Raw genomic sequence first — 18,580 nt, forward strand, 5'->3', positions numbered from 1 at the left:
TTAGTACGTCATCTACAGCACTTCGGATGCGTAATCAGCCAGGCGCGAGCGTTCGCCGCGGCGCAGGGTAATGTGGGCGCTGTGCTGCCAGGTCTTGAAGCGGTCCACCGCATAGGTCAGGCCCGACGTGGTTTCGGTCAGGTACGGGGTGTCGATCTGCTCCAGATTGCCCAGGCAGACGATCTTGGTGCCCGGGCCGGCCCGGGTGACCAGGGTCTTCATCTGCTTGGGGGTGAGGTTCTGGGCCTCGTCCAGGATCAGCCAGCGGCTGAGGAAGGTGCGCCCGCGCATGAAGTTGAGCGCGCGGATCTTGATCCGGCTGGCCAGCAGGTCATTGGTGGCCTGGCGGCCCCAGTTGCCGCCCTCCTGGTTGTGGGTGAGCACCTCCAGGTTGTCGGTCAGCGCCCCCATCCACGGGGTCATCTTTTCTTCTTCGGTGCCGGGCAGGAAACCGATGTCCTCGCCCACGCTCACCGTGGCCCGAGTCATGATGATCTCGCGGTAGCGGCGCTGGTCCATGGTCTGGGCCAGGCCGGCAGCCAGGGCGAGCAGGGTCTTGCCGGTGCCGGCGGTGCCGAGCAGGGTGACGAAATCGATCTCCGGGTCCATCAGCGCGTTGAGGGCGAAATTCTGCTCACGGTTGCGCGCCATGATTCCCCACACCGCGTGCTGGCTGGTGCGATAGTCGTCAACGATCTGCAGCGTGGCCTTGCCACCCTCCACCCGCGTGACCTGGAACTCCGATTGCTCGTCGCCAGGCAGGTAGAGGAACTGGTTGGTCTGCCAGTCATCGCCCTCGGCCATGTCCAGTTCGTAGAAGGTGCGGCCGCGGTCGGTCCAGGACTTCAGATCGCGGCCATGGCGCTGCCAGAAGTCCTCGGGCAGGGCGGCGGCGCCGGTATAGAGCAGGCTGAAGTCATCCAGCGCGCGGTCGTTCTCATAATCCTCGCTGGGGATGCCGGCGATCGCCGCCTTGATCCGCAGGTTGATGTCCTTGGAAACGAACACCACCGGCGTGTCGCCACCCTCAGCACGCAGCGCGAGGATGGCGCCGAGGATGCGGTTGTCAGGGGCCACCGCGCCGAACGAGGTCTTGTCCTCCTTCGGCACCGTGGTCTGGAAGCGCAGGAAGCCGATGGCTTCTTCGCCCCGCAGCAGCAGGCCGCTGGGCGGGGTGAGGCGCAGGCCGGTGGTGATCCTGTCCGCGCCTTGGCTTTCGATCAGCTCATCGATGAAGCGGCTGACCTGGCGTGCGTTGCGCGATGACTCCGTCAGGCCTTTCTTGCCGTTGTCCAGCTCCTCGATGACCTGCATCGGGAGGTACACGTCGTGCTCTTCGAACTTGAACAGCGCCGTGGGGTCGTGCATCAGCACGTTGGTGTCGAGCACGTACACGCGCTTGCCTTGGGTCATCATCCGCTGGAGCTCCGTGACTGGGCGTTGGGGCCGGAGGGCCCTGGTTACATTGACTTGAGGGCCTGGAAGACCGCGTCAGCATGCCCGGGCACGCGCACCTTGCGCCATGCAGCCGCAATGCGGCTTTCGGGGTCGATCAGGAAGGTGCTGCGCTCGACCCCCATCACCTTGCGGCCGAACATGCTCTTTTCTTTGATCACGTCGAAGGCCCGGCACAGGGCTTCATCGGAATCGCTGACCAGCGGAAACCTGAAACCCTGCTTGGCGCAGAAGCTGTCATGGGACTTCACCGAGTCACGCGAGACGCCCAGCACGGCGGCGTTGTGTTCCTCGAGCGCCGGCAGCAGGGCATTGAAGTCCCTGCCCTCGGTGGTACAGCCGGGGGTGGAGTCCTTGGGATAGAAGTAGAGGATCAGCCACTTGCCGGCGTAATCGCCGAGGGTGGCAGTGGCGCCGCCGGAAAGATTCAGCGGCAGGTCCAGGATGTCCTGGCCGAGGATGTCGCCTTCGTTCATGGATCGTGTCCCTGTGTTGCGGGGTGGGTCGTGGCGGAGTGCCGTCGATCCTGCACGATCAGAACTTCATCGGGTCCATGATCGCGTCCAGGTTGAGATGGTCGCAGAACTCGAGGAAATCATCGCGCAGGGCGGCGATGTGCATGTCGGCCGGCACGCCGATGGTGATCTGGGCGGAAAACATGTCCGCGCCGGTCTGCATTGCCTGGTAGCGCGAGGAATGCAGGCTTTCAATGGTGATGCCCTGGCGGTCGAAGAAGTCCGCCAGCTGGAACAGGATGCCGGGCTTGTCGGCCGCGATCACCTCCACCACATAAGGCAGCAGGTTGGACTGCAGCGCCTTGGGTCCGGTGCGGTACCAGACCAGCTTCAGGCCTTCCTCGCGGTCCAGCCGGGTGAGCATGGATTCCAGCTTGGCTACCGCATCCCAGGAGCCGACCGCCAGCGCCGTCATGGATACATCGCGCCCCACCGTGGACAGGCGGGCATCGGCCAGGTTGCAGCCGCTGTCGGCGATGCGCCGGCTGAGCATCAGCAACGGTGATTGCGGATGCGTCGTGTAGGCGTTGATGATCAGGAGGTTTTCGTTCGGCGCAGGCCTGGCAACGATGTCGGGTTCGGTCAAGGCAACGTCCGGGGGAAAGGGGTCTCGCTCTGGTCCTGAACAGCAGCCCGGTGCCGGGCCGCTGCCACCTGCCAGCATACTTGCCCGCGCTTTGGAGCCGCAAGTAAGATCGTTGGCACCCGCTCAGGAAACCACAGGCTTGCGACTCACAGGTTGTATCACCGCACTGGCCACCCCGTTCACGCTGGCTGGCGAAGTCGACCTCCCAGCCTGGCGCAGGCTGCTGCAGCAGCAGCTGGATGCGGGTATCGACGGGCTCGTCGTGGCCGGATCGACCGGCGAAGCGGCGGCTTTGTTCCACTCCGAATTCGATCTGCTGCTGCGCACCGCGGTGGAAGTGGTGGCGGGCAGGGTTCCGGTGATCGCCGGTACCGGCCAGTCCAGCACCGCGCGCACCATCGAGCAGACCCGGCGCTCGGCTGCCCTGGGCGCCGACGTGGCGCTGGTGGTAACCCCTCCCTATGTGCGCCCGACTCAGGCGGGACTGGCTGCGCATTACCGGGGTGTCGCCGATGACGGGGCGCTGCCCGTGGTGCTCTACAACGTTCCCCCGCGCACCGGATGCGATCTGTTGCCGGAAACGGTGGCGGGGCTCGTTGGCCACGAGCGCATCATTGCAATCAAGGAGGCCCGCAGCGAGCCGGAGCGGATCCAGGCGCTGGTGGCCCTGCGCGGCCCCGATTTCACCGTGCTCAGCGGCGATGATCCAAGCTGCGCGCATTCCATCCAGGCCGGAGCCGAGGGCGTGGTGTCGGTCGTGTCCAACGTGGCGCCCCACGCGATGCGCCTGCTGTGCCGCTTGGCCGGCGAAAGCAAGGCGGCGGAGCTGGATGAAAAGCTGGCAGCGCTCTACGCGTTTGCCGGGAGCGAGCCCAATCCGATCCCGATCAAGGCCCTGCTCACCCGCCAGGGAATCGGGCACGGGCTGCGTCTGCCGCTGCTCCCGTTGTCACAGGAACTGCAGCCGGAAGCTGCGCGCATTCTGGGCCTGTTGGAGCAAATTGAACATGACTGTCGCGATACACTCGCGGCCTGACTTCAGGAGAGACAAGATGTCCGTTCGTCCCCATGTGTTGCGCACCGGCGTGCTGTCCGCATTGGCGGTCGCCGTGCTGGCCACCTCCGGCTGCGGCTGGTTCCGTAAAGAGAACCCTCTGTATGCAGCCAGCCCGGAGAACAGGCCGCTGGAAGTGCCGCCCGATCTGGATCGTCCCAGCGCGGCCGGGGGGATGGTGGTTCCGGAAGGACCTGGCTCGGTGACCCGCTCCGGCATGTCGGAGCAGTCAGCCGCGAGCAGCGCCGTCGGGTTTGGCGTCGCCGGCGAACGTGATGCGGTGTACGAACAGGTAGGCCAGGTGCTGGCTGCCACCGAAGGGCTGAGCGTGGTCAGCAGTGCCAAGCTGCTGGGCACCTACGACCTGAGCTATGAAGACAGCAACTTTATGATCCGGATCGTCACAGCCGAAGACGGGTCGTACGTCAGTGCGGTGGATCCGCGCGGCCAGCCGGCGCAGGGCGACGCTGCGCGCAAGCTGATCGAAGTACTGCGCGCGCAGATCGGCGGATAACAGGCGGGGCGGGCGCGGGCCCGCTCAGCAGAAGGTATGAAAACGGCGGGCCCAGGCCCGCCGTTTGCCGTCAGCGCTCCAGGTGCTTGAGCTTGTCGGGCTTGCCTTCCCATTCCTTGGCGTCGGCAGGACCGTCCTTGCGCTCGGTGATCACCGGCCATTCCTGCGACAGTTCGGCGTTGAGGGCGATGAACTGCTCCTGGCCAGCGGGGACGTCGTCTTCAGGGTAAATGGCGCCGATCGGGCATTCGGGCTCGCACAGGGTGCAGTCGATGCATTCGTCCGGATCGATCACCAGGAAATTCGGGCCTTCGTGGAAACAGTCGACCGGACACACCTCCACGCAGTCGGTGTATTTGCACTTGATGCAGTTCTCGGTAACGACGAAAGCCATTGCGGTTCGGATCCCTGTGGTACTGGCACTATTGTAGGACAGCGCGGCACGGGTCCGGAAACGGACAGCCCGGCCGGAGCCGGGCTGTTGCGCCCGGTCCGCGCCAGGGGCGGACCGGTTGCGGGGTGTCCCGCGCGATATGGCGCTCCCTACGGGAATCGAACCCGTGTTTCAGCCTTGAGAGGGCCGCGTCCTGGACCGCTAGACGAAGGGAGCGGAGCTGGGGCCGGGCCCCTTTTGGCATTGTCTGCCAATCTGCGGGCCTGAACGGCCGAGCAGCTTGGTAGTATAGCAGGCTTTCCGTCGATCCAAGACTTGATGCCAACCCACAACGCACCCGCTTTCCCGCAGCTTCGCAGCATTGCCCGCGACAGCCATCCCATCTCCCGCAAGGACATCAGCCCCAACGCATTGCGCGTGCTTTACCGGCTGAAGGAGGGCGGCCATCAGGGTTACCTGGTCGGCGGCGCGGTGCGCGATCTGCTGGCCGGAGTCAAACCCAAGGATTTCGACGTTGCCACCGACGCCACGCCCGAGCAGGTCAAGTCGCTGTTCCGCAACTGCCGGCTGATCGGTCGGCGGTTCCGCCTGGCGCACGTGCTGTTCGGGCGTGAGGTCATCGAAGTGGCCACCTTCCGCGCCAACGTGGACGACGGCAGCGGCGATCGCCAGCAGCACGAGGACGGCATGCTGCTGCGGGACAATATCTACGGCACGATCGAAGAAGACGCGGTGAGGCGCGATTTCACCGCCAACGCGCTCTATTACACGATCGAGGATTTCTCGGTGCGTGATTACGTGGGCGGCTTCGAGGACGTGCAGGACCGGGTGCTGCGCCTCATCGGTGATCCGGAGCTGCGTTATCGCGAAGACCCGGTGCGCATGCTGCGCGCCGTGAGGCTGGCGGCCAAGCTCGAGTTCAGCATAGAGCAGGGCACCGCCGCGCCGATCCCGAGGCTGGCCGGGCTGCTCGCCGAGGCGGCGCCGGCGCGCCTGTTCGAGGAGTGTCTGAAGCTGTTCCTGTCGGGCCACGCCGAACGCAGCTTTCTGGGGCTGGAGCGATATGGCCTGCTGGAGGCGCTGTTTCCCGAGTCGGCGGCGGCGCTGGCGGCCAACCGCAGCGGCGCGCTGCGGCAGATGCTGATCGCCGGTCTGAAGAACACCGATGCGCGGGTAGCGGCCGAGGAACCGGTTTCGCCGGCGTTCCTGTTCGCGCTGCTGCTGTGGCCGGCTTATTGCCGCGCGCTGATGGCGCTGCAGGCCCAGGGTGTGCAGCCGGTAGAGGCCCAGCGCCGCGCCGCTGATCGGGTCACCGTGCACCAGCTGTCCACCGTGGCCCTGCCGCGGCGGTTCTCGCTGCCGATGCAGGAGATCTGGCTGCTGCAGACGCGCTTCCCCCTGCGCCAGCGCAAGCGGGTCATGCGTACCTTGGCGCACCCACGCTTCCGCGCTGCGTTCGATTTTCTGATGCTGCGCCAGAGCGCTTCCAGTGAGCATGCCGAAGACGTGGAGTTCTGGCGCGAGGCGCAGCAGGATCCCGACCTGGCGATCGCTGCCCATCCGCCGATGGATGATGCCGGGCAGGACCCGCGTCCGCGCCGGCGGCGCCGACGCCGGCCTGTGAACGGCTGATGCAACTCCCGGTGATTGCCGTCGTCGGTCTGGGCGGCAACGTGGGCGACAGCGAGCAGACGCTGCGCCGCGCCTTCCTTGCGCTGGAAGACCTGCCGGACAGTACTGTGCTGGGCACCTCGGCGCTGTACCGCACGCCCGCCTGGGGTGTCGAGGACCAGGCGGACTTCATCAACGCGGCGGCGGCAATCCAGACCGCCCTGGAGCCGCAGGCGCTGTTGGACGCGCTGCTTGGGATCGAGCGTGATTTCGGCCGTGTCCGTGCCGCTGATGGCAGCGACCGCTGGGGGCCGCGCACCCTGGATCTGGACCTGCTGCTGTACGGAAACGCGGTGATCGACGCGCCCGGAATGCGGGTACCGCATCCCCGTTTGCACGAGCGCGCATTTGCCCTGGTGCCGCTTCTGGACGTGGCGCCGGATGCCCACATTCCCGACATCGGCACGGCCCGCGCGGCGCTGGCTGCGCTGGATGCCGGCGATATCCAGCGACTGTAGGACTGTCGCGCAAGGTCAGGGCGCCACATTCCTGCAACCGTAACCGCGTCCGGGCCATACTATCGGGATGAATACTCCCACACGCCCCGTTACCGTTCCCGACCTTTCCACCGCCCGCCAAGAAGGGCGCAAACTGACCATGCTGACCGTCTACGACGCCGGCTTCGCCCGCACGCTGGACGCCAGCGGCATCGACCTGGTGCTGGTCGGTGACTCGCTGGGAATGGTGGTGCAGGGGCTCGACTCGACCCTGCCGGTCACAGTGGACGACATGGTCTATCACACACGCTGCGTGGCCCGTGGCCTGTCGCGCGCACTGCTGGTTTCCGATCTTCCGTTCCAGGCAGACGCTACCCCCGAGAGGGCCCTGGATGCCTCCACGCGGCTGCTGCAGGCCGGCGCCGGCATGATCAAGCTGGAAGGGGCTGGCCACAAGCTGGAAACGATTTCCTATCTGGTGGAGCGCGAGATCCCGGTCTGTGCCCATTTGGGGCTGACCCCGCAGTCGGTGCTGCGCTTTGGCGGTTTCAAGGTGCAGGGCCGCGGCGAGACAGCCGCCGAGCGTTTGATGGACGAGGCCCGTGCCGTGGCGGAAGCCGGCGCGGCGCTGGTGGTGCTGGAAGGCGTTCCGGCGGATGTGGCTACCCGCATCACAGCCGAGAGCCCGATCCCCACCATTGGCATCGGTGCCGGCGCCGGCTGTGATGGCCAGGTGCTGGTGCTGCACGACATGCTGGGCTTGGACTCGGGCCAGCGCCGGCCGAAGTTCGTCAAGGATTTCCTCGCCGAAGGTGGCTCGGTGGCCGGCGCGGTGCGGGCCTACGTGGCGGCAGTGCGCGACGGCTCGTTCCCCGACGACGCGCATTCCTACAGCTGAGGCGCGAGGGAATGAGCAGGATCGAGACGATCACGGCACTGGGTGCGTTGCGCACTCGAGTGGACGGATGGAAGCGTGAGGGGCTGCGGGTCGGGTTCGTGCCCACCATGGGCAACCTGCACGCCGGACACCACTCGCTGGTGCGCCTGGCCCGGGAGCACGCTGACCGGGTGGTGGCCAGCGTGTTCGTCAACCCGACCCAGTTCGGGCCGGATGAGGATTTCGACCGCTATCCGCGCACCCCCGAAGACGATGCTGCCGGATTGGAAGCGGCCGGCTGCGACGCGGTGTGGATGCCGTCGGTGCAGACCATGTATCCGTTTGGCGCGGCCAACGCGGTGCAGATGCGCGTTCCCGGGGTGACGGACGTGCTGGAGGGCGAGCGCCGTCCGGGGCATTTTGACGGCGTGGCCACGGTGGTCTCGCGCCTGTTCAACCAGGTGCAGCCTGATGTCGCCGCGTTCGGGCGCAAGGACTATCAGCAGTTGGCGGTGATCCGCTATCTGGTGTGCGATCTCGCATTCCCCATCCAACTGCTGGCAGGGGAAACCGTGCGCGAAGCGGACGGCCTGGCGATGAGTTCGCGCAACCGCTATCTCTCCGCGGCGGAACGGGAGCAGGCCTCACAGATCCATCGCAGCCTTCAGGCCATGCGTGAACGCCTGCTTGCCGGCGATGAGGCAGGTCAGGTGGAAGCTTCGGCCCTGCAGCGGCTGGAGGCCGCCGGGTTCGCGGTTGAATATGCCGTGGTGCGCACCCCCGAGCTGGCGGAGCCGGAGCCGGGTAACGACGCCGGAGCGCGGGTGCTGCTGATCGCGGCGCGGCTGGGCAGTACCCGGCTGATCGACAACCTCGAGTTCGAGATGGCCGCCACCTGAGCGGTCCGGGGGCCGATTGTTGCGATGCGGCAGATGGTCCCTATACTTTCCTGTTCCGTGGCGCCCCACCGCCCGTTTTTGCCGTGAACCGGCAGCCAGATCATGCAATTGACCCTGCTCAAAGCCAAAATCCATCGTGCCACCGTCACCCACGCCGAACTCCACTACGAAGGTTCGTGCGCGATCGACGGTCGCCTGCTCGATATTTCGGGCATCCGTGAATACGAGCGCGTGGAGATCTACAACATCAACAACGGAGAGCGCTTTGCCACCTACGCGATCCGGGCCGAGGAGGGTAGCGGCGTGATTTCGGTCAACGGCGCCGCCGCGCACAAGGCCGCACCAGGCGACCTGGTGATCATCTGCGCCTACGGCATGCTCGACGAGGCGGAAGTGTCGAAGTTCAAGCCGAGCCTGGTCTACGTGGACCGCGAAAACCGCATGACCCATACCAACGACTCCATCCCCACCCAGGTGCCCTGAGGATGCCGGCGGCGCCGGACCTGGAAGGTACGCTGGCGCCACACGCAGCGCGGTTGTCGGGCGTGCGTCTGACAGACATGTTGGATGCCGATCCGGCGCGAGCCATCGACTTTTCGCTGAAGGTCGGCCCGCTGTATGCCAGCTTCGCCAGGCAGCGCTATGACCGCCAGGCGCTGGCAGCCCTGCTGGACCTGGCCGGGCCTGCCGGTGCGGGCCTTCCGGCAGCGTTCGCTGAGCTGTTCGACGGGGGCAAGGTCAATGCTTCCGAGGATCGTCCCGCGCTGCACGTGGCGCTGCGTTCCTCGCTGGGTGACAGCGCGACGGCGAGGGAAGCGAGCAGTCTGGCTGCGGCCGCGCGTGCACGCATGGCCGTTCTCGTGGCGGAACTGGCAGGCTCCGGCGTCACCGACATCGTCAACGTGGGCGTGGGCGGCTCCGATCTGGGCCCGCGGCTGATCGTCGACGCGCTCAAGGACTTCCACGACGGCCGGTTCCGCCTGCACTTCGTGGCCAACATGGACGGCAGCGCTGTCCAGCACACGCTGGCGGGCCTCGACCCGCGGCGCACTGCGGGGATCCTGGTGTCCAAGAGCTTCGGCACCCAGGAAACCCTGCTCAACGGTGCGCTGCTGCGCGACTGGATGGGCGGTGGCGATCGCCTGTATGCCGTCAGTGCCAGTGTTCCCGCAGCGCAGGCATTCGGGGTGTCCGCTGAACGCGTGCTGCCGATGTGGGACTGGGTGGGCGGGCGCTTTTCACTGTGGTCCGCGGTGGGCTTTGCCATTGCCCTGGCGGTTGGTATGGAGCGCTTTGAGGAACTGCTGGCGGGCGCGGCGGAAATGGACGCGCACGCCCTGCAGGCCCCGCTCGCTGCCAACCTGCCGGTGCTGCACGCGCTGACCGCGGTGTGGAACCGCAACGGACTGGGCCTGCCTGCGCACGCAGTACTGCCCTACGACCAGCGCCTGGAACTGCTGCCCTCGTACCTGCAGCAGCTGGTCATGGAAAGCCTGGGCAAGTCGGTCACGCCAGAGGGTAGCGCGGTCCCCGTGGACACCGTGCCGGTGTTGTGGGGCGGGGCGGGCAGTACTTCCCAGCACAGTTTCTTCCAGGCCCTGCATCAGGGGACCCAGGTGGTGCCGGCGGACTTCATCGGGGTGGTGAATCCAGCGCACACGCATGCCGGTAATCACGATGCGCTGCTGTCCAACCTGCTGGCACAGGCGGAAGCGCTGGCCCGCGGGCACGAGGACGCCGACCCACAGAAGTCCTATCCCGGAAACCGCCCCTCCACGATGCTGCTGGTGGATGCGCTGACCCCGCATTCGCTGGGTGCGCTGATCGCGATGTACGAGCACAGCGTGTATGCCCAGTCGGTGCTGTGGGGCATCAATGCGTTCGACCAGTGGGGCGTGGAGCTGGGCAAGCGGATCGCGGGCAGGCTGCTGCCAGCGGTGCGCGGAGAAGATGTGGAAGTGGACGATCCGGTCACTCGCGCGCTGCTGGCCGAAATCCGCCAAGAGCGCAGGATCTAGCCGCTGCGGGTTACATCCGGGTCATCGCCTGCTTGCGATAATCTGGCGCTCAGGAAGCGGGGACGACCCCGCCGCTCCACATCGTTCCGGGGACGGCCCCAGCAATCGCGGAGGCTGTCATGCCCTGGTTGATCCTGTTTTTTGCCGGTCTGTTTGAAGTCGCGTGGGCCGTGGGCCTGAAGTACACGGAAGGTTTCACCCGGCTGTGGCCGAGCCTGGGCACGCTGGCGGCGATGGGGGTGAGTTTCTACCTGCTGGCCATCGCCATGCGCTCGCTGCCGCTGGGCACGGCGTACGCCGTCTGGGTGGGCGTAGGGGCGGTGGGTACCGCCATCCTCGGGATTTTCCTGTTCCAGGAGCCGGCCAACGCCGGTCGCCTGGTGAGCCTGGGACTGATCGTGGCCGGCATCATCGGCCTCAAGCTCGCCTCCCCCTGATCCGCTGTCCCGTAGGAGCGCGCCACGCGCGCGAAGCCGCGTGAATCATGGTTCGCGGAGAAGCTTCGGCGAATGCGTCAGGGCCAAAGCCACGCGGTGCCGATCGATGTCACGCGGCATCGCGCGCATGGCGCGCTCCTACAGCTGTTGTGCGGGAGGCCAGGGCCAGGAGTTGAGGACCGCGCAGAACAGGCGCGCGGTCTGTTCGGCGTCGTACACGGCCGAATGCGCTTCGGCGGCGTCCCATTCAAAGCCCGCCGCCTGCACCGCGCGGGCCAGGACGGTCTGGCCATAGGCCACCCCGCCCAGGGTCACCGTGTCGAAGACGCTGAAGGGGTGGAACGGATTGCGCTTGTGGCCGCAGCGGGCCACCGTGGCGTTGAGGAAGTTGAGGTCGAAGTGCGCGTTGTGCCCAACCAGGATCGCGCGCTGGCAGCCGTGTTTTTTCACCGCCGTGCGTATCGGGCCGAACACGTGGTTGAGCGCTTCGCGCTCGGGTTTGGCCAGGCGGAACGGGTGATCCAGGTCGATCCCGGTCACTTCCAGCGATTGCGGATCGATCTCGGTGCCTTCGGCAGGGATCACGTGCGCACTGGTGGTTTCTCCCAGCACGTAGCGACCGGCTTCATCCAGGTCGATCGGCACCGCGGCGATTTCCAGCAGCGCGTGCCGGTTCCAGTCGAAGCCGCCGGTTTCCACATCCACCACCACCGGAAGATAGCCGCGAAACCGGCGGGCGAGAGGGCTGGCCGGTGGGGCCGCGGTGTCGTTGTCATTCATTTGCATGCTGTCCTGGACGAAGTGGAGCTCAGCCGGCCCGGCCGGCGAATTCGCCGCTGGTGGTGTTCACCAGGACCCGCTCGCCGTTGGCGATGTATTCGGGCACCTGGATCTCGATGCCGGTACTCAGCCTGGCGGGCTTTGGACGCTTGGTGGCGGTACCACCCTTGAGCTCGGGCGGGGTTTCCACCACTTCCAGTGCGACCGTCTGCGGCAGCTGCACGCCTACCGGCAGGTCATCGATGACCTGCACGTGGCATCCGCCCAGTCCGTCGGTAATGTAGCCGGCGGCATCGCCAACGGCGTCGGCATCCAGCACGTACTGGGTGTAGTCCTCGTCGTCCATGAACACGAACGCGTCGCCATCCCGGTAGGAATAGCTGGCCGCGCGGCGCGACAGCTCCACTTCGCGCAGCTCCTCGTCCGCGTCAAAGCTGGCGTCGATGCGGTTGCCGTCCGGCACGCTGTACATGGTGAAACGGAAGCGGACGTTGCCACCACGTCCCTGGGGCGAACTGCGGTCGATATCGCGGATCTGCCAGGTGCCTCCGTCGTGTTCGACCACGCTGCCCCTTTTCGCGTCGCTTGCTCTCATCTGTCAGTTCCTCAGCGCGGTGCCATGCGTACCGCGCCGTCCAGGCGGATGGTTTCGCCGTTGAGATAGCGGTTGCCAAGGATGTAGCCGACCAGATCGGCGAACTCCTGCGGGCGGCCCAGGCGTGGGGGGAAGGGGATCGAAGCGCTCAGCGACTGCTGCACTTCCTCAGGCATGCCGTCAACCATCGGCGTGTGGAAAATGCCCGGGGCAACGGTGTTCACCCGGATGCCGAAGCGCGCCAGCTCACGCGCCATCGGCAGGGTCATGCTCACCACGCCACCCTTGGAGGCGGAGTAGGCGGCCTGGCCGATCTGGCCGTCGTAGGCGGCCACCGAGGCGGTGTTGACGATCACCCCGCGCTCGCCATCTTCGCCGGCCTCGTTGTGCTGCATCACCGCGGCGGCGGCCTTGGCCACATTGAAGCTGCCCACCAGGTTGACCATCACGGTGTTGGAGAACGTGGACAGCGGCATCGCGCCGTCACGGCCCAGGACCCGGGCAGCGCCGATGATGCCCGCACAGTTGACCAGCACGTCCAGCCCGCCCAGGAACTCCCTGGCGGCGTCCACGCTGGCGACCACGCCGTCTTCGGAGGTGACATCGGTGCGCACGTAGCGGACCTTGTCCTCGCCCAGCGACGACACCGCCGCCGCGCCCTTGTCATCGTTCACGTCGAACATCACCACCTTGCCGCCGTGGGCGACCAGGTGTTCGGTCACGGCCAGGCCGAGGCCGGACACGCCGCCGGTGACGATGGCGCGGATATCGGAAAGCTGCATGGACGCCCCTGCGGGTGCGGAAAGCCCACTATTCTAACTGGTGGGCTCCACCGCGCTGATCCTCTCGGCAAGCCGGGCATGGCGGTGGCCGGCAGCGAGGCGGCGGCTGAACTCGGCCGGCATCAGGCCCGGGGCGAACAGAAAGCCCTGGCCCACCCGCACGCCCAGCTCCAGCAGGAACTGGCGCTGGGCCTCCGATTCCACGCCCTCGGCCACCAGCCCAAGACCCAGGCTCCGGGCGATACCTGCGATCGCCTGGCATACGGCCACGTCGGAGCGGTCGCGGGGAGCACCCCCGACGAACAGCTGGCTGAGCTTGAGCCCGTGGATGGGCAGCCGACGCAGGTAATTGAGGGCGCTGTAGCCTTCGCCGAAATCATCGATGGTCAGCATGACCCCCAGCTCCCGCAGCTCGGCGAAGGCGTGCAGGGTGTCGGCCGAATCCTCGATCAGGGCGCGCTCGGTGAACTCCAGCTCCAGCGCGTTGCCCGGCAGCTCGTACTCCTCGAGGATGGTGCGCACCGACCCGGCCAGGTCATCGCCCAGGAACTGGCGGTAGGACACATTCACCGCCACCCGCACGATCCCGTGCCCGGCATCACGCCACGCGGCCACCTGCTGGCAGGCTTCGCTGAGCACCCAGCGACCGATGCGCACGATGTCGCCGCTGGTTTCAGCGTGGCCGATGAAGTGGTCCGGCCGCATCTCTCCCAGCTGGCGATTGCTCCAGCGGATCAGCGCCTCGGCGGCAATGATCTCACCGCTGCGCAGGCACACCTGGGGCTGATAGACAAGATGGAATTCGCCGTTGTCGACGGCACGACGCAGGTGCGTTTCCAGCCGCAGCCGGTCTTCGCGCGATTCCTGCAGGGCGGGTGAGTACAGCAGCCAGCCGTTGCGGACCCGGCGCTTGCTGTCGTACATCGCCGCGTCCGCATTCTGGATCAGGGCCTGGGGGCGGTCGCCATCGTGAGGTGCAAGGGCGATGCCGATGCTGGCGGTCACGTGGAACTCTTCGCTGCCGTGGTGGAAGCTGGCATCAAAGGCGTCCACGATCCGCTGCGCGATCTGTTCGGGCAGGGCGTCCCCGCCTTCCAGCTGGCACAGCACCAGGAACTCGTCACCGCCGAAGCGGGCCACCAGCCCGTCGTCGTCCACCGCCGCAAGGATGCGCTGGGCGGCATGGCACAGCAGCTGGTCCCCGGCCGCGTGGCCGAGGCCATCGTTGACCATCTTGAAGCGGTCCAGGTCGATGTAGAGCACAGCCAGCCGGGCCTGCAAGGGATCGTCCATGCGCTGGCCGATCTCGCCCAGGATTGCGTCGCGGTTGAGCAGCCCGGTGAGCGGATCGGTGCGTGCCTGTACGCGCAGGCTTTCCTCGGCCTGCTTGCGCTCCTTGATGTCCTGCAGGGTGCCGGTGATGCTGACGTTGGCGGATTCATCGGTCTCGGCCTCGCCGATGATCCGGATCCACAGCGCCCGTCCGTCCCGGCGCAGGCCCTGCAGCTCCAGGTTAATGGGCACGGAGTGCTCCGCGGCCACGCGCAGGGCCTCGCCCAGGCGCACGCGGTCGCCGATGCTCAGGCACATCAGCAGCCCTTCCATGGTGGCCGGAGGAGACGCCTGGCCGAGGATGCGGATGGCCTCGTCGGTCAGGTACAGCGCATCGCGCCCGACTTCCCATTCCCAGCCGCCGATCCGCGCCAGTGCCTGGGCACGGCTGAACAGCGCGCTGTCGCGCTTGAGGCGGGTGACGTCACTGAAGAGGGAAATCACCTCGTAGGGCGCATGCCCGCCGGGGGCAAACAGCGGCACGGTGGTGACCGAGAGCCAGCGCAAGCGCCGTTCGGGCTTGTGATACATGCCGATCACGGTGCTTTCCGTGGCCTGGCCGGTACGCAGGGTGCGCTGGCTGGGCAGGTCTTCGAAACCGATGCTGCGACCGGACTCGTCCAGCAGGGTCCAGATCGCGGGATCCAGCATGTTTCGCAGACTGTCGTCCGGCCGTGCGCCCAGGATGCGCATCGCGGCGGCGTTGGCCTGCAGCGCGTGGCCATCGGCATCCAGCGCCAGCACGCCCTTGTCGATTACCGACAGCAGCTGGCCGTAGCGCAGTTCCGCCTCGCGCCTGGCGCTGAGGTCGCGTGCCACCGCCACCACGCAGCGGCGCCCGTCGTGCATGAACCCGGCCGAGTGCACTTCCACAGGGAAGCGGCTGCCGTCGGCGCGCATGTTGGTCACTTCGATCACGTAGGTCTCGCCGCGGCGCAGCTTTTCAAGCACCGGCTGCATGTGATCCTTGGGTAGATCGGGGTTGAGCACTTCGATCGGCTGGCCCACGATTTCTTCGTGCGGGCGGCGATAGGCGGCCATGCCCGCATTGTTGAGGTCAAGCACGATTCCCTGCTCATCCAGGATGCTGACCGGATCGGGCACCGCATCAAACAATGCCCGGTATCGGAGATCCGCGCCTTCAGCATCGCGGGTTACCGATTCCAGGGCCCTGCGGGCGGATGACAGCAGCTCACGCAGATCACTGGGCAGGGATGGGTTGCCGCAGGCGGCCTCAAGGGCAGCGGCAACGCGCTGGGGGTCGTCCGGTTCTGGCAGGGCGTCGGGCCTGCGGCGAGCCGGGCGATCCATTTCAGTCGTTGCCCGCTGTCATGGCGCGTCCGACCCGGCTGCCGGTTTCGCGTCCCAGCCGCTCCGCCAGCCAGCGGCCGGTGGCGGCCAGGGCGGGCAGGTCGACGCCGGTGTGGATACCCATGCCCTGGAGCATGTACACCACGTCTTCGGTGGCGACGTTGCCGCTGGCGCCGCGGGCATAGGGGCATCCGCCGGTACCGGCAACCGCCGCATCCACCACCGCCACGCCTTCCTCCAGGCAGGCGAGGATATTGGCCAGCGCCTGGCCGTAAGTGTCGTGGAAATGCACGGCAAGTGCCTGCATCGGAACCTCTTCGGCCACGGCGCGCAGCATCGCCCGGGCCGCGCCTGGCGTGCCGGTTCCAATCGTGTCGCCCAAGGAGATTTCCTGGCATCCCATCTGGTGCAGTACACGCGAAACCCGCACCACGTCGGCCACCGGTACCTCGCCCTGATAGGGGCAGCCGAGCACGGTGGAAACATAGCCGCGTACGCGCACGCCGTCTTCCCGCGCACGGGCCAGCACCGGTTCGAAGCGGCGCAGTGATTCGTCGATCGAGGCGTTGATGTTCCTGCGGTTGAACGCCTCCGAGGCCGCGCTGAATACCGCGATCTCTTCCACACCCACCGCACGGGCCCGCTCATAGCCGGTCTCGTTGGGAACCAGCACCGGATAGGAGACGCCCGGAAGCCGTTCGATGCCGGAAAACACCTCGGCCGCATCGGCCAGCTGCGGAACCCACTTCGGGCTGACGAAGCTGGTGGCCTCGATCGACCGCAGGCCGGTCGCGGACAGTCGATTGATCAGCTCGACCTTGTCAGCGGTGGGCACGATGGCCTTTTCATTCTGCAACCCGTCGCGTGGGCCGACTTCAACGATGCGTACGGCGGCGGGCAGGCGGCTCATGGCGTGGCTTCCGCCTCCGGCTCGAGGGTGACCAGCACGGCGTCTGCCTCAACGAAATCGCCGGCCGCGGCGCGGACTTCAGCCACCGTGCCGTCACGCGGGGCGCGCAGCGTCAGTTCCATCTTCATTGCCTCCATGACCAGCAGTTCATCGCCTTCTGCCACCGTATCACCCACGACAGCCCTGACCAGCACCACGCGTCCAGGCATCGGTGCGCCAATGCGGCCGTCCCCGGTGGACTCGGCGGCCGTGTCCGGCTGGAATGCAGGGACATGGTCGAATGCCAGGCGCCGGGTACCGTCATGGACCACCACCTGGGTGGCAGTGCCGTCAACGCGGAACCGACGGGCTTCACCGTCCAGCCGCAGTAACAGCAGATGGTCCTGTCGACAGGCACCCTCCACCACATGGGTATGCCCGCCGCTGCGAAGGCGGTAGGTGCCGTCGCTGCCCGAGGCATGGATTTCATGGTGTACGGAACCCTGCTGCAACCGCAGCAGGCGCTCACCTGCATGGCCCAGGCGCCAACCGTCGGCGCGCGTCCACGGGGAATGCGGCTCCGTGGTGGATGCCGCGGCCGCCAGGCTGGCCTGCTCCTGCAGCAGCAGCGCCGTCACGGCCGCCGCTGCAACGGTGGCAGGCGAGGGTGGCTCCGCCGAGGGCAGCAGCGCATCCGGGTTGCGGTCAAGCCAGCTGGTATCGATGCTGGCCCCGGTCACCACGGGATGACGGACCAGCCGCTCCAGGAAGCTGATGTTGGATTTCGGTCCGGTGATCGTGCATGCAGCCAGGGCTTCGCGCATGCGCGCCAGCGCGCCAGGTCGGTCGTCGGCATGGACGATGAGCTTGGCGATCATCGGGTCATAAAAGATCGTGACGGTGTCGCCTTCAACCACGCCCGAGTCGATGCGCACCCCGTTGGATGGCTCGGGCAGTGACAGACGCTCAAGCCAGCCGGAAGCGGGCAGGAAGCCGGCTTCCGGATCTTCCGCGTAAAGACGCGCCTCGATAGCGTGGCCATTCCTGGGGATCGCGTCCTGGGCCAGCGGCAATGGCTCACCTGCGGCGACCCGCAGTTGCCATTCCACCAGGTCCAGGCCGGTGACCATCTCGGTGACCGGATGCTCCACCTGCAGCCGGGCGTTGATCTCCATGAACCAGAACTCGCCCGACGGCGCCACGATGAACTCCACCGTGCCCGCGTTGACGTAGTCGATCGCGCCCGCGGCCTGCACCGCAGCCTCGCCCATGCGCTGGCGCGCATCCGGGGTGAGGAATGGCGAAGGCGATTCTTCCAGCACCTTCTGGTAGCGGCGCTGGGCCGAGCATTCGCGCTCGTTGAGGTGGATGAGGTTGCCGTGGGCATCGCCGAACACCTGGAACTCGATGTGGCGTGGCGATTCGATATAGCGCTCCAGCAGCACGCGATCATTGCCGAACGCGTTTGCGGCCTCGCGCCGGCAGCTGTCGAGTGCGGCTTCGAAACCGCTGGCATCGTGCACGATCCGCATGCCTTTGCCGCCGCCGCCGTGGGCCGCCTTGATCATCAGCGGGAAGCCGATCCGCGCAGCTTCCTCCGCCAGCAGCTGCGGCGACTGGTCCGCCCCGGCGTAACCCGGTACCACGGGCACCCCGGCCGCCTGCATAAGATCCTTGGCCCCGGCCTTGCTGCCGAGTTTGCGCATGGATGCCGCGCGCGGGCCGATGAAAGCGATCCCGGCCGCTTCCACGGCTTCGGCGAAGTCTGCGTTCTCGCTCAGAAAGCCGTAGCCCGGATGGATGGCCTGGGCGCCACTGCGCCGGGCCACTTCCAGGATGGCGTCGGCGCGCAGGTAGCTGTCCTGCGGCCGCGGACCGCCGATGGGGTAGGCCTCGTCGGCCAGGCGCACGTGCTGCGCGTCTGCATCGGCCTCGGAGAACACCGCCACGGTGCGGATGCCCATGCGGCGCGCGGTGCGGATGACCCGGCAGGCGATTTCGCCGCGATTGGCGATCAGGATCTTTTCGAACATG

The 18,580-nt window shown here is 66.9% G+C and carries 19 protein-coding genes and 1 tRNA gene; 9 read left to right on the forward strand and 11 right to left on the reverse strand.

From position 1 onward, the window contains the following. Window positions 1-12: 12 nt before the first annotated feature. Genes ACW7G3_RS10205 through ACW7G3_RS10215 form a run of 3 tightly spaced genes read right to left on the reverse strand, consistent with a single transcriptional unit; the run spans window position 13 to window position 2,556 of the window. On the reverse strand, window positions 13-1,413 hold the full coding sequence (locus ACW7G3_RS10205) for a PhoH family protein (protein WP_456972856.1): 1,401 nt from the start codon (window positions 1,411-1,413) through the stop codon (window positions 13-15). Window positions 1,414-1,460: 47 nt separating this feature from the next. Further along, window positions 1,461-1,931, reverse strand: coding sequence for a peroxiredoxin (locus ACW7G3_RS10210; RefSeq protein WP_456972788.1), 471 nt, complete (start codon window positions 1,929-1,931; stop codon window positions 1,461-1,463). Between the two features lie 58 nt (window positions 1,932-1,989). After that, window positions 1,990-2,556 (reverse strand): glycine cleavage system protein R, encoded by a 567-nt coding sequence (locus ACW7G3_RS10215; protein ID WP_456982658.1) that lies wholly within the window; start codon window positions 2,554-2,556, stop codon window positions 1,990-1,992. Between the two features lie 139 nt (window positions 2,557-2,695). Between ACW7G3_RS10215 and dapA the strand changes: the two genes are divergently transcribed. Continuing rightward, on the forward strand, window positions 2,696-3,592 hold the full coding sequence (gene dapA, locus ACW7G3_RS10220; RefSeq protein ID WP_456982659.1) for a 4-hydroxy-tetrahydrodipicolinate synthase: 897 nt from the start codon (window positions 2,696-2,698) through the stop codon (window positions 3,590-3,592). 16 nt (window positions 3,593-3,608) lie between these two features. Continuing rightward, the gene (locus ACW7G3_RS10225; RefSeq protein ID WP_456972782.1) at window positions 3,609-4,124 is read left to right on the forward strand and encodes a hypothetical protein; all 516 of its coding nucleotides are present in this window, start codon (window positions 3,609-3,611) and stop codon (window positions 4,122-4,124) included. 70 nt (window positions 4,125-4,194) lie between these two features. On the opposite strand, the gene fdxA is transcribed toward ACW7G3_RS10225, so the two are convergent. Both fdxA and ACW7G3_RS10235 read right to left on the reverse strand, forming a co-directional pair. Then, on the reverse strand, window positions 4,195-4,518 hold the full coding sequence (fdxA, locus tag ACW7G3_RS10230; protein WP_456972780.1) for a ferredoxin FdxA: 324 nt from the start codon (window positions 4,516-4,518) through the stop codon (window positions 4,195-4,197). Window positions 4,519-4,658: 140 nt separating this feature from the next. Beyond that, a tRNA-Glu gene (locus ACW7G3_RS10235) sits at window positions 4,659-4,734 on the reverse strand. A gap of 102 nt (window positions 4,735-4,836) precedes the next feature. Here ACW7G3_RS10235 and pcnB point away from each other — a divergent pair. From pcnB to sugE, 7 genes are all read left to right on the forward strand, one after another. Continuing rightward, window positions 4,837-6,150 (forward strand): polynucleotide adenylyltransferase PcnB, encoded by a 1,314-nt coding sequence (pcnB, locus tag ACW7G3_RS10240; protein WP_456982660.1) that lies wholly within the window; start codon window positions 4,837-4,839, stop codon window positions 6,148-6,150. Further along, a complete protein-coding gene (gene folK, locus ACW7G3_RS10245) occupies window positions 6,150-6,647 on the forward strand; it encodes a 2-amino-4-hydroxy-6-hydroxymethyldihydropteridine diphosphokinase (protein ID WP_456982661.1) in 498 nt (165 codons plus the stop codon). The genes pcnB and folK overlap by 1 nt, the downstream gene beginning before the upstream one ends. Before the next feature lie 67 nt (window positions 6,648-6,714). Continuing rightward, complete coding sequence (gene panB / locus ACW7G3_RS10250) at window positions 6,715-7,524, forward strand: 3-methyl-2-oxobutanoate hydroxymethyltransferase (protein ID WP_456972773.1); 810 nt, start codon at window positions 6,715-6,717, stop codon at window positions 7,522-7,524. Between the two features lie 11 nt (window positions 7,525-7,535). After that, window positions 7,536-8,402: a pantoate--beta-alanine ligase gene (gene panC, locus ACW7G3_RS10255; RefSeq protein WP_456972771.1), complete on the forward strand. Its 867-nt coding sequence runs from the start codon at window positions 7,536-7,538 to the stop codon at window positions 8,400-8,402. 102 nt (window positions 8,403-8,504) lie between these two features. Further along, window positions 8,505-8,885: an aspartate 1-decarboxylase gene (gene panD, locus ACW7G3_RS10260; RefSeq protein WP_456972770.1), complete on the forward strand. Its 381-nt coding sequence runs from the start codon at window positions 8,505-8,507 to the stop codon at window positions 8,883-8,885. Between the two features lie 2 nt (window positions 8,886-8,887). Then, window positions 8,888-10,420, forward strand: a complete 1,533-nt coding sequence (pgi, locus tag ACW7G3_RS10265; RefSeq protein ID WP_456972768.1) for a glucose-6-phosphate isomerase — start codon at window positions 8,888-8,890, stop codon at window positions 10,418-10,420. 119 nt (window positions 10,421-10,539) lie between these two features. After that, a complete protein-coding gene (gene sugE, locus ACW7G3_RS10270) occupies window positions 10,540-10,857 on the forward strand; it encodes a quaternary ammonium compound efflux SMR transporter SugE (RefSeq protein ID WP_456972766.1) in 318 nt (105 codons plus the stop codon). Between the two features lie 138 nt (window positions 10,858-10,995). On the opposite strand, the gene rnt is transcribed toward sugE, so the two are convergent. Genes rnt through ACW7G3_RS10300 form a run of 6 tightly spaced genes read right to left on the reverse strand, consistent with a single transcriptional unit; the run spans window position 10,996 to window position 18,579 of the window. Continuing rightward, entirely contained in the window at window positions 10,996-11,643 is a 648-nt protein-coding gene (gene rnt / locus ACW7G3_RS10275) for a ribonuclease T (protein ID WP_456982662.1), read from the reverse strand. 22 nt (window positions 11,644-11,665) lie between these two features. Continuing rightward, a complete protein-coding gene (yeiP, locus tag ACW7G3_RS10280; RefSeq protein WP_456982663.1) occupies window positions 11,666-12,232 on the reverse strand; it encodes an elongation factor P-like protein YeiP in 567 nt (188 codons plus the stop codon). Window positions 12,233-12,243: 11 nt separating this feature from the next. Beyond that, window positions 12,244-13,014, reverse strand: a complete 771-nt coding sequence (locus ACW7G3_RS10285; RefSeq protein WP_456982664.1) for an SDR family NAD(P)-dependent oxidoreductase — start codon at window positions 13,012-13,014, stop codon at window positions 12,244-12,246. A 33-nt stretch (window positions 13,015-13,047) separates the two neighbouring features. Continuing rightward, window positions 13,048-15,657, reverse strand: coding sequence for a sensor domain-containing protein (locus ACW7G3_RS10290; RefSeq protein ID WP_456982665.1), 2,610 nt, complete (start codon window positions 15,655-15,657; stop codon window positions 13,048-13,050). Between the two features lies 1 nt (window position 15,658). Then, entirely contained in the window at window positions 15,659-16,567 is a 909-nt protein-coding gene (locus ACW7G3_RS10295; RefSeq protein ID WP_456972756.1) for a hydroxymethylglutaryl-CoA lyase, read from the reverse strand. Next, complete coding sequence (locus tag ACW7G3_RS10300; protein ID WP_456982666.1) at window positions 16,564-18,579, reverse strand: acetyl/propionyl/methylcrotonyl-CoA carboxylase subunit alpha; 2,016 nt, start codon at window positions 18,577-18,579, stop codon at window positions 16,564-16,566. Before ACW7G3_RS10300 ends, ACW7G3_RS10295 begins: the two co-directional genes overlap by 4 nt. Window position 18,580 lies beyond the last annotated feature (1 nt).

The sequence above is a fragment of the Luteimonas sp. A478 genome (assembly GCF_054052025.1).

What these genes read in the sequence shown, in the direction of transcription:
- ACW7G3_RS10205 (WP_456972856.1), bottom strand. Translation starts at nt 1,413, where the DNA reads ATGACCCAAGGCAAGCGCGTGTACGTGCTCGACACCAACGTGCTGATG.
- ACW7G3_RS10210 (WP_456972788.1), bottom strand. Translation starts at nt 1,931, where the DNA reads ATGAACGAAGGCGACATCCTCGGCCAGGACATCCTGGACCTGCCGCTG.
- ACW7G3_RS10225 (WP_456972782.1), top strand. Translation starts at nt 3,609, where the DNA reads ATGTCCGTTCGTCCCCATGTGTTGCGCACCGGCGTGCTGTCCGCATTG.
- fdxA (WP_456972780.1), bottom strand. Translation starts at nt 4,518, where the DNA reads ATGGCTTTCGTCGTTACCGAGAACTGCATCAAGTGCAAATACACCGAC.
- pcnB (WP_456982660.1), top strand. Translation starts at nt 4,837, where the DNA reads ATGCCAACCCACAACGCACCCGCTTTCCCGCAGCTTCGCAGCATTGCC.
- folK (WP_456982661.1), top strand. Translation starts at nt 6,150, where the DNA reads ATGCAACTCCCGGTGATTGCCGTCGTCGGTCTGGGCGGCAACGTGGGC.
- panB (WP_456972773.1), top strand. Translation starts at nt 6,715, where the DNA reads ATGAATACTCCCACACGCCCCGTTACCGTTCCCGACCTTTCCACCGCC.
- panC (WP_456972771.1), top strand. Translation starts at nt 7,536, where the DNA reads ATGAGCAGGATCGAGACGATCACGGCACTGGGTGCGTTGCGCACTCGA.
- panD (WP_456972770.1), top strand. Translation starts at nt 8,505, where the DNA reads ATGCAATTGACCCTGCTCAAAGCCAAAATCCATCGTGCCACCGTCACC.
- pgi (WP_456972768.1), top strand. Translation starts at nt 8,888, where the DNA reads ATGCCGGCGGCGCCGGACCTGGAAGGTACGCTGGCGCCACACGCAGCG.
- sugE (WP_456972766.1), top strand. Translation starts at nt 10,540, where the DNA reads ATGCCCTGGTTGATCCTGTTTTTTGCCGGTCTGTTTGAAGTCGCGTGG.
- rnt (WP_456982662.1), bottom strand. Translation starts at nt 11,643, where the DNA reads ATGCAAATGAATGACAACGACACCGCGGCCCCACCGGCCAGCCCTCTC.
- yeiP (WP_456982663.1), bottom strand. Translation starts at nt 12,232, where the DNA reads ATGAGAGCAAGCGACGCGAAAAGGGGCAGCGTGGTCGAACACGACGGA.
- ACW7G3_RS10285 (WP_456982664.1), bottom strand. Translation starts at nt 13,014, where the DNA reads ATGCAGCTTTCCGATATCCGCGCCATCGTCACCGGCGGCGTGTCCGGC.
- ACW7G3_RS10290 (WP_456982665.1), bottom strand. Translation starts at nt 15,657, where the DNA reads ATGGATCGCCCGGCTCGCCGCAGGCCCGACGCCCTGCCAGAACCGGAC.
- ACW7G3_RS10295 (WP_456972756.1), bottom strand. Translation starts at nt 16,567, where the DNA reads ATGAGCCGCCTGCCCGCCGCCGTACGCATCGTTGAAGTCGGCCCACGC.
- ACW7G3_RS10300 (WP_456982666.1), bottom strand. Translation starts at nt 18,579, where the DNA reads ATGTTCGAAAAGATCCTGATCGCCAATCGCGGCGAAATCGCCTGCCGG.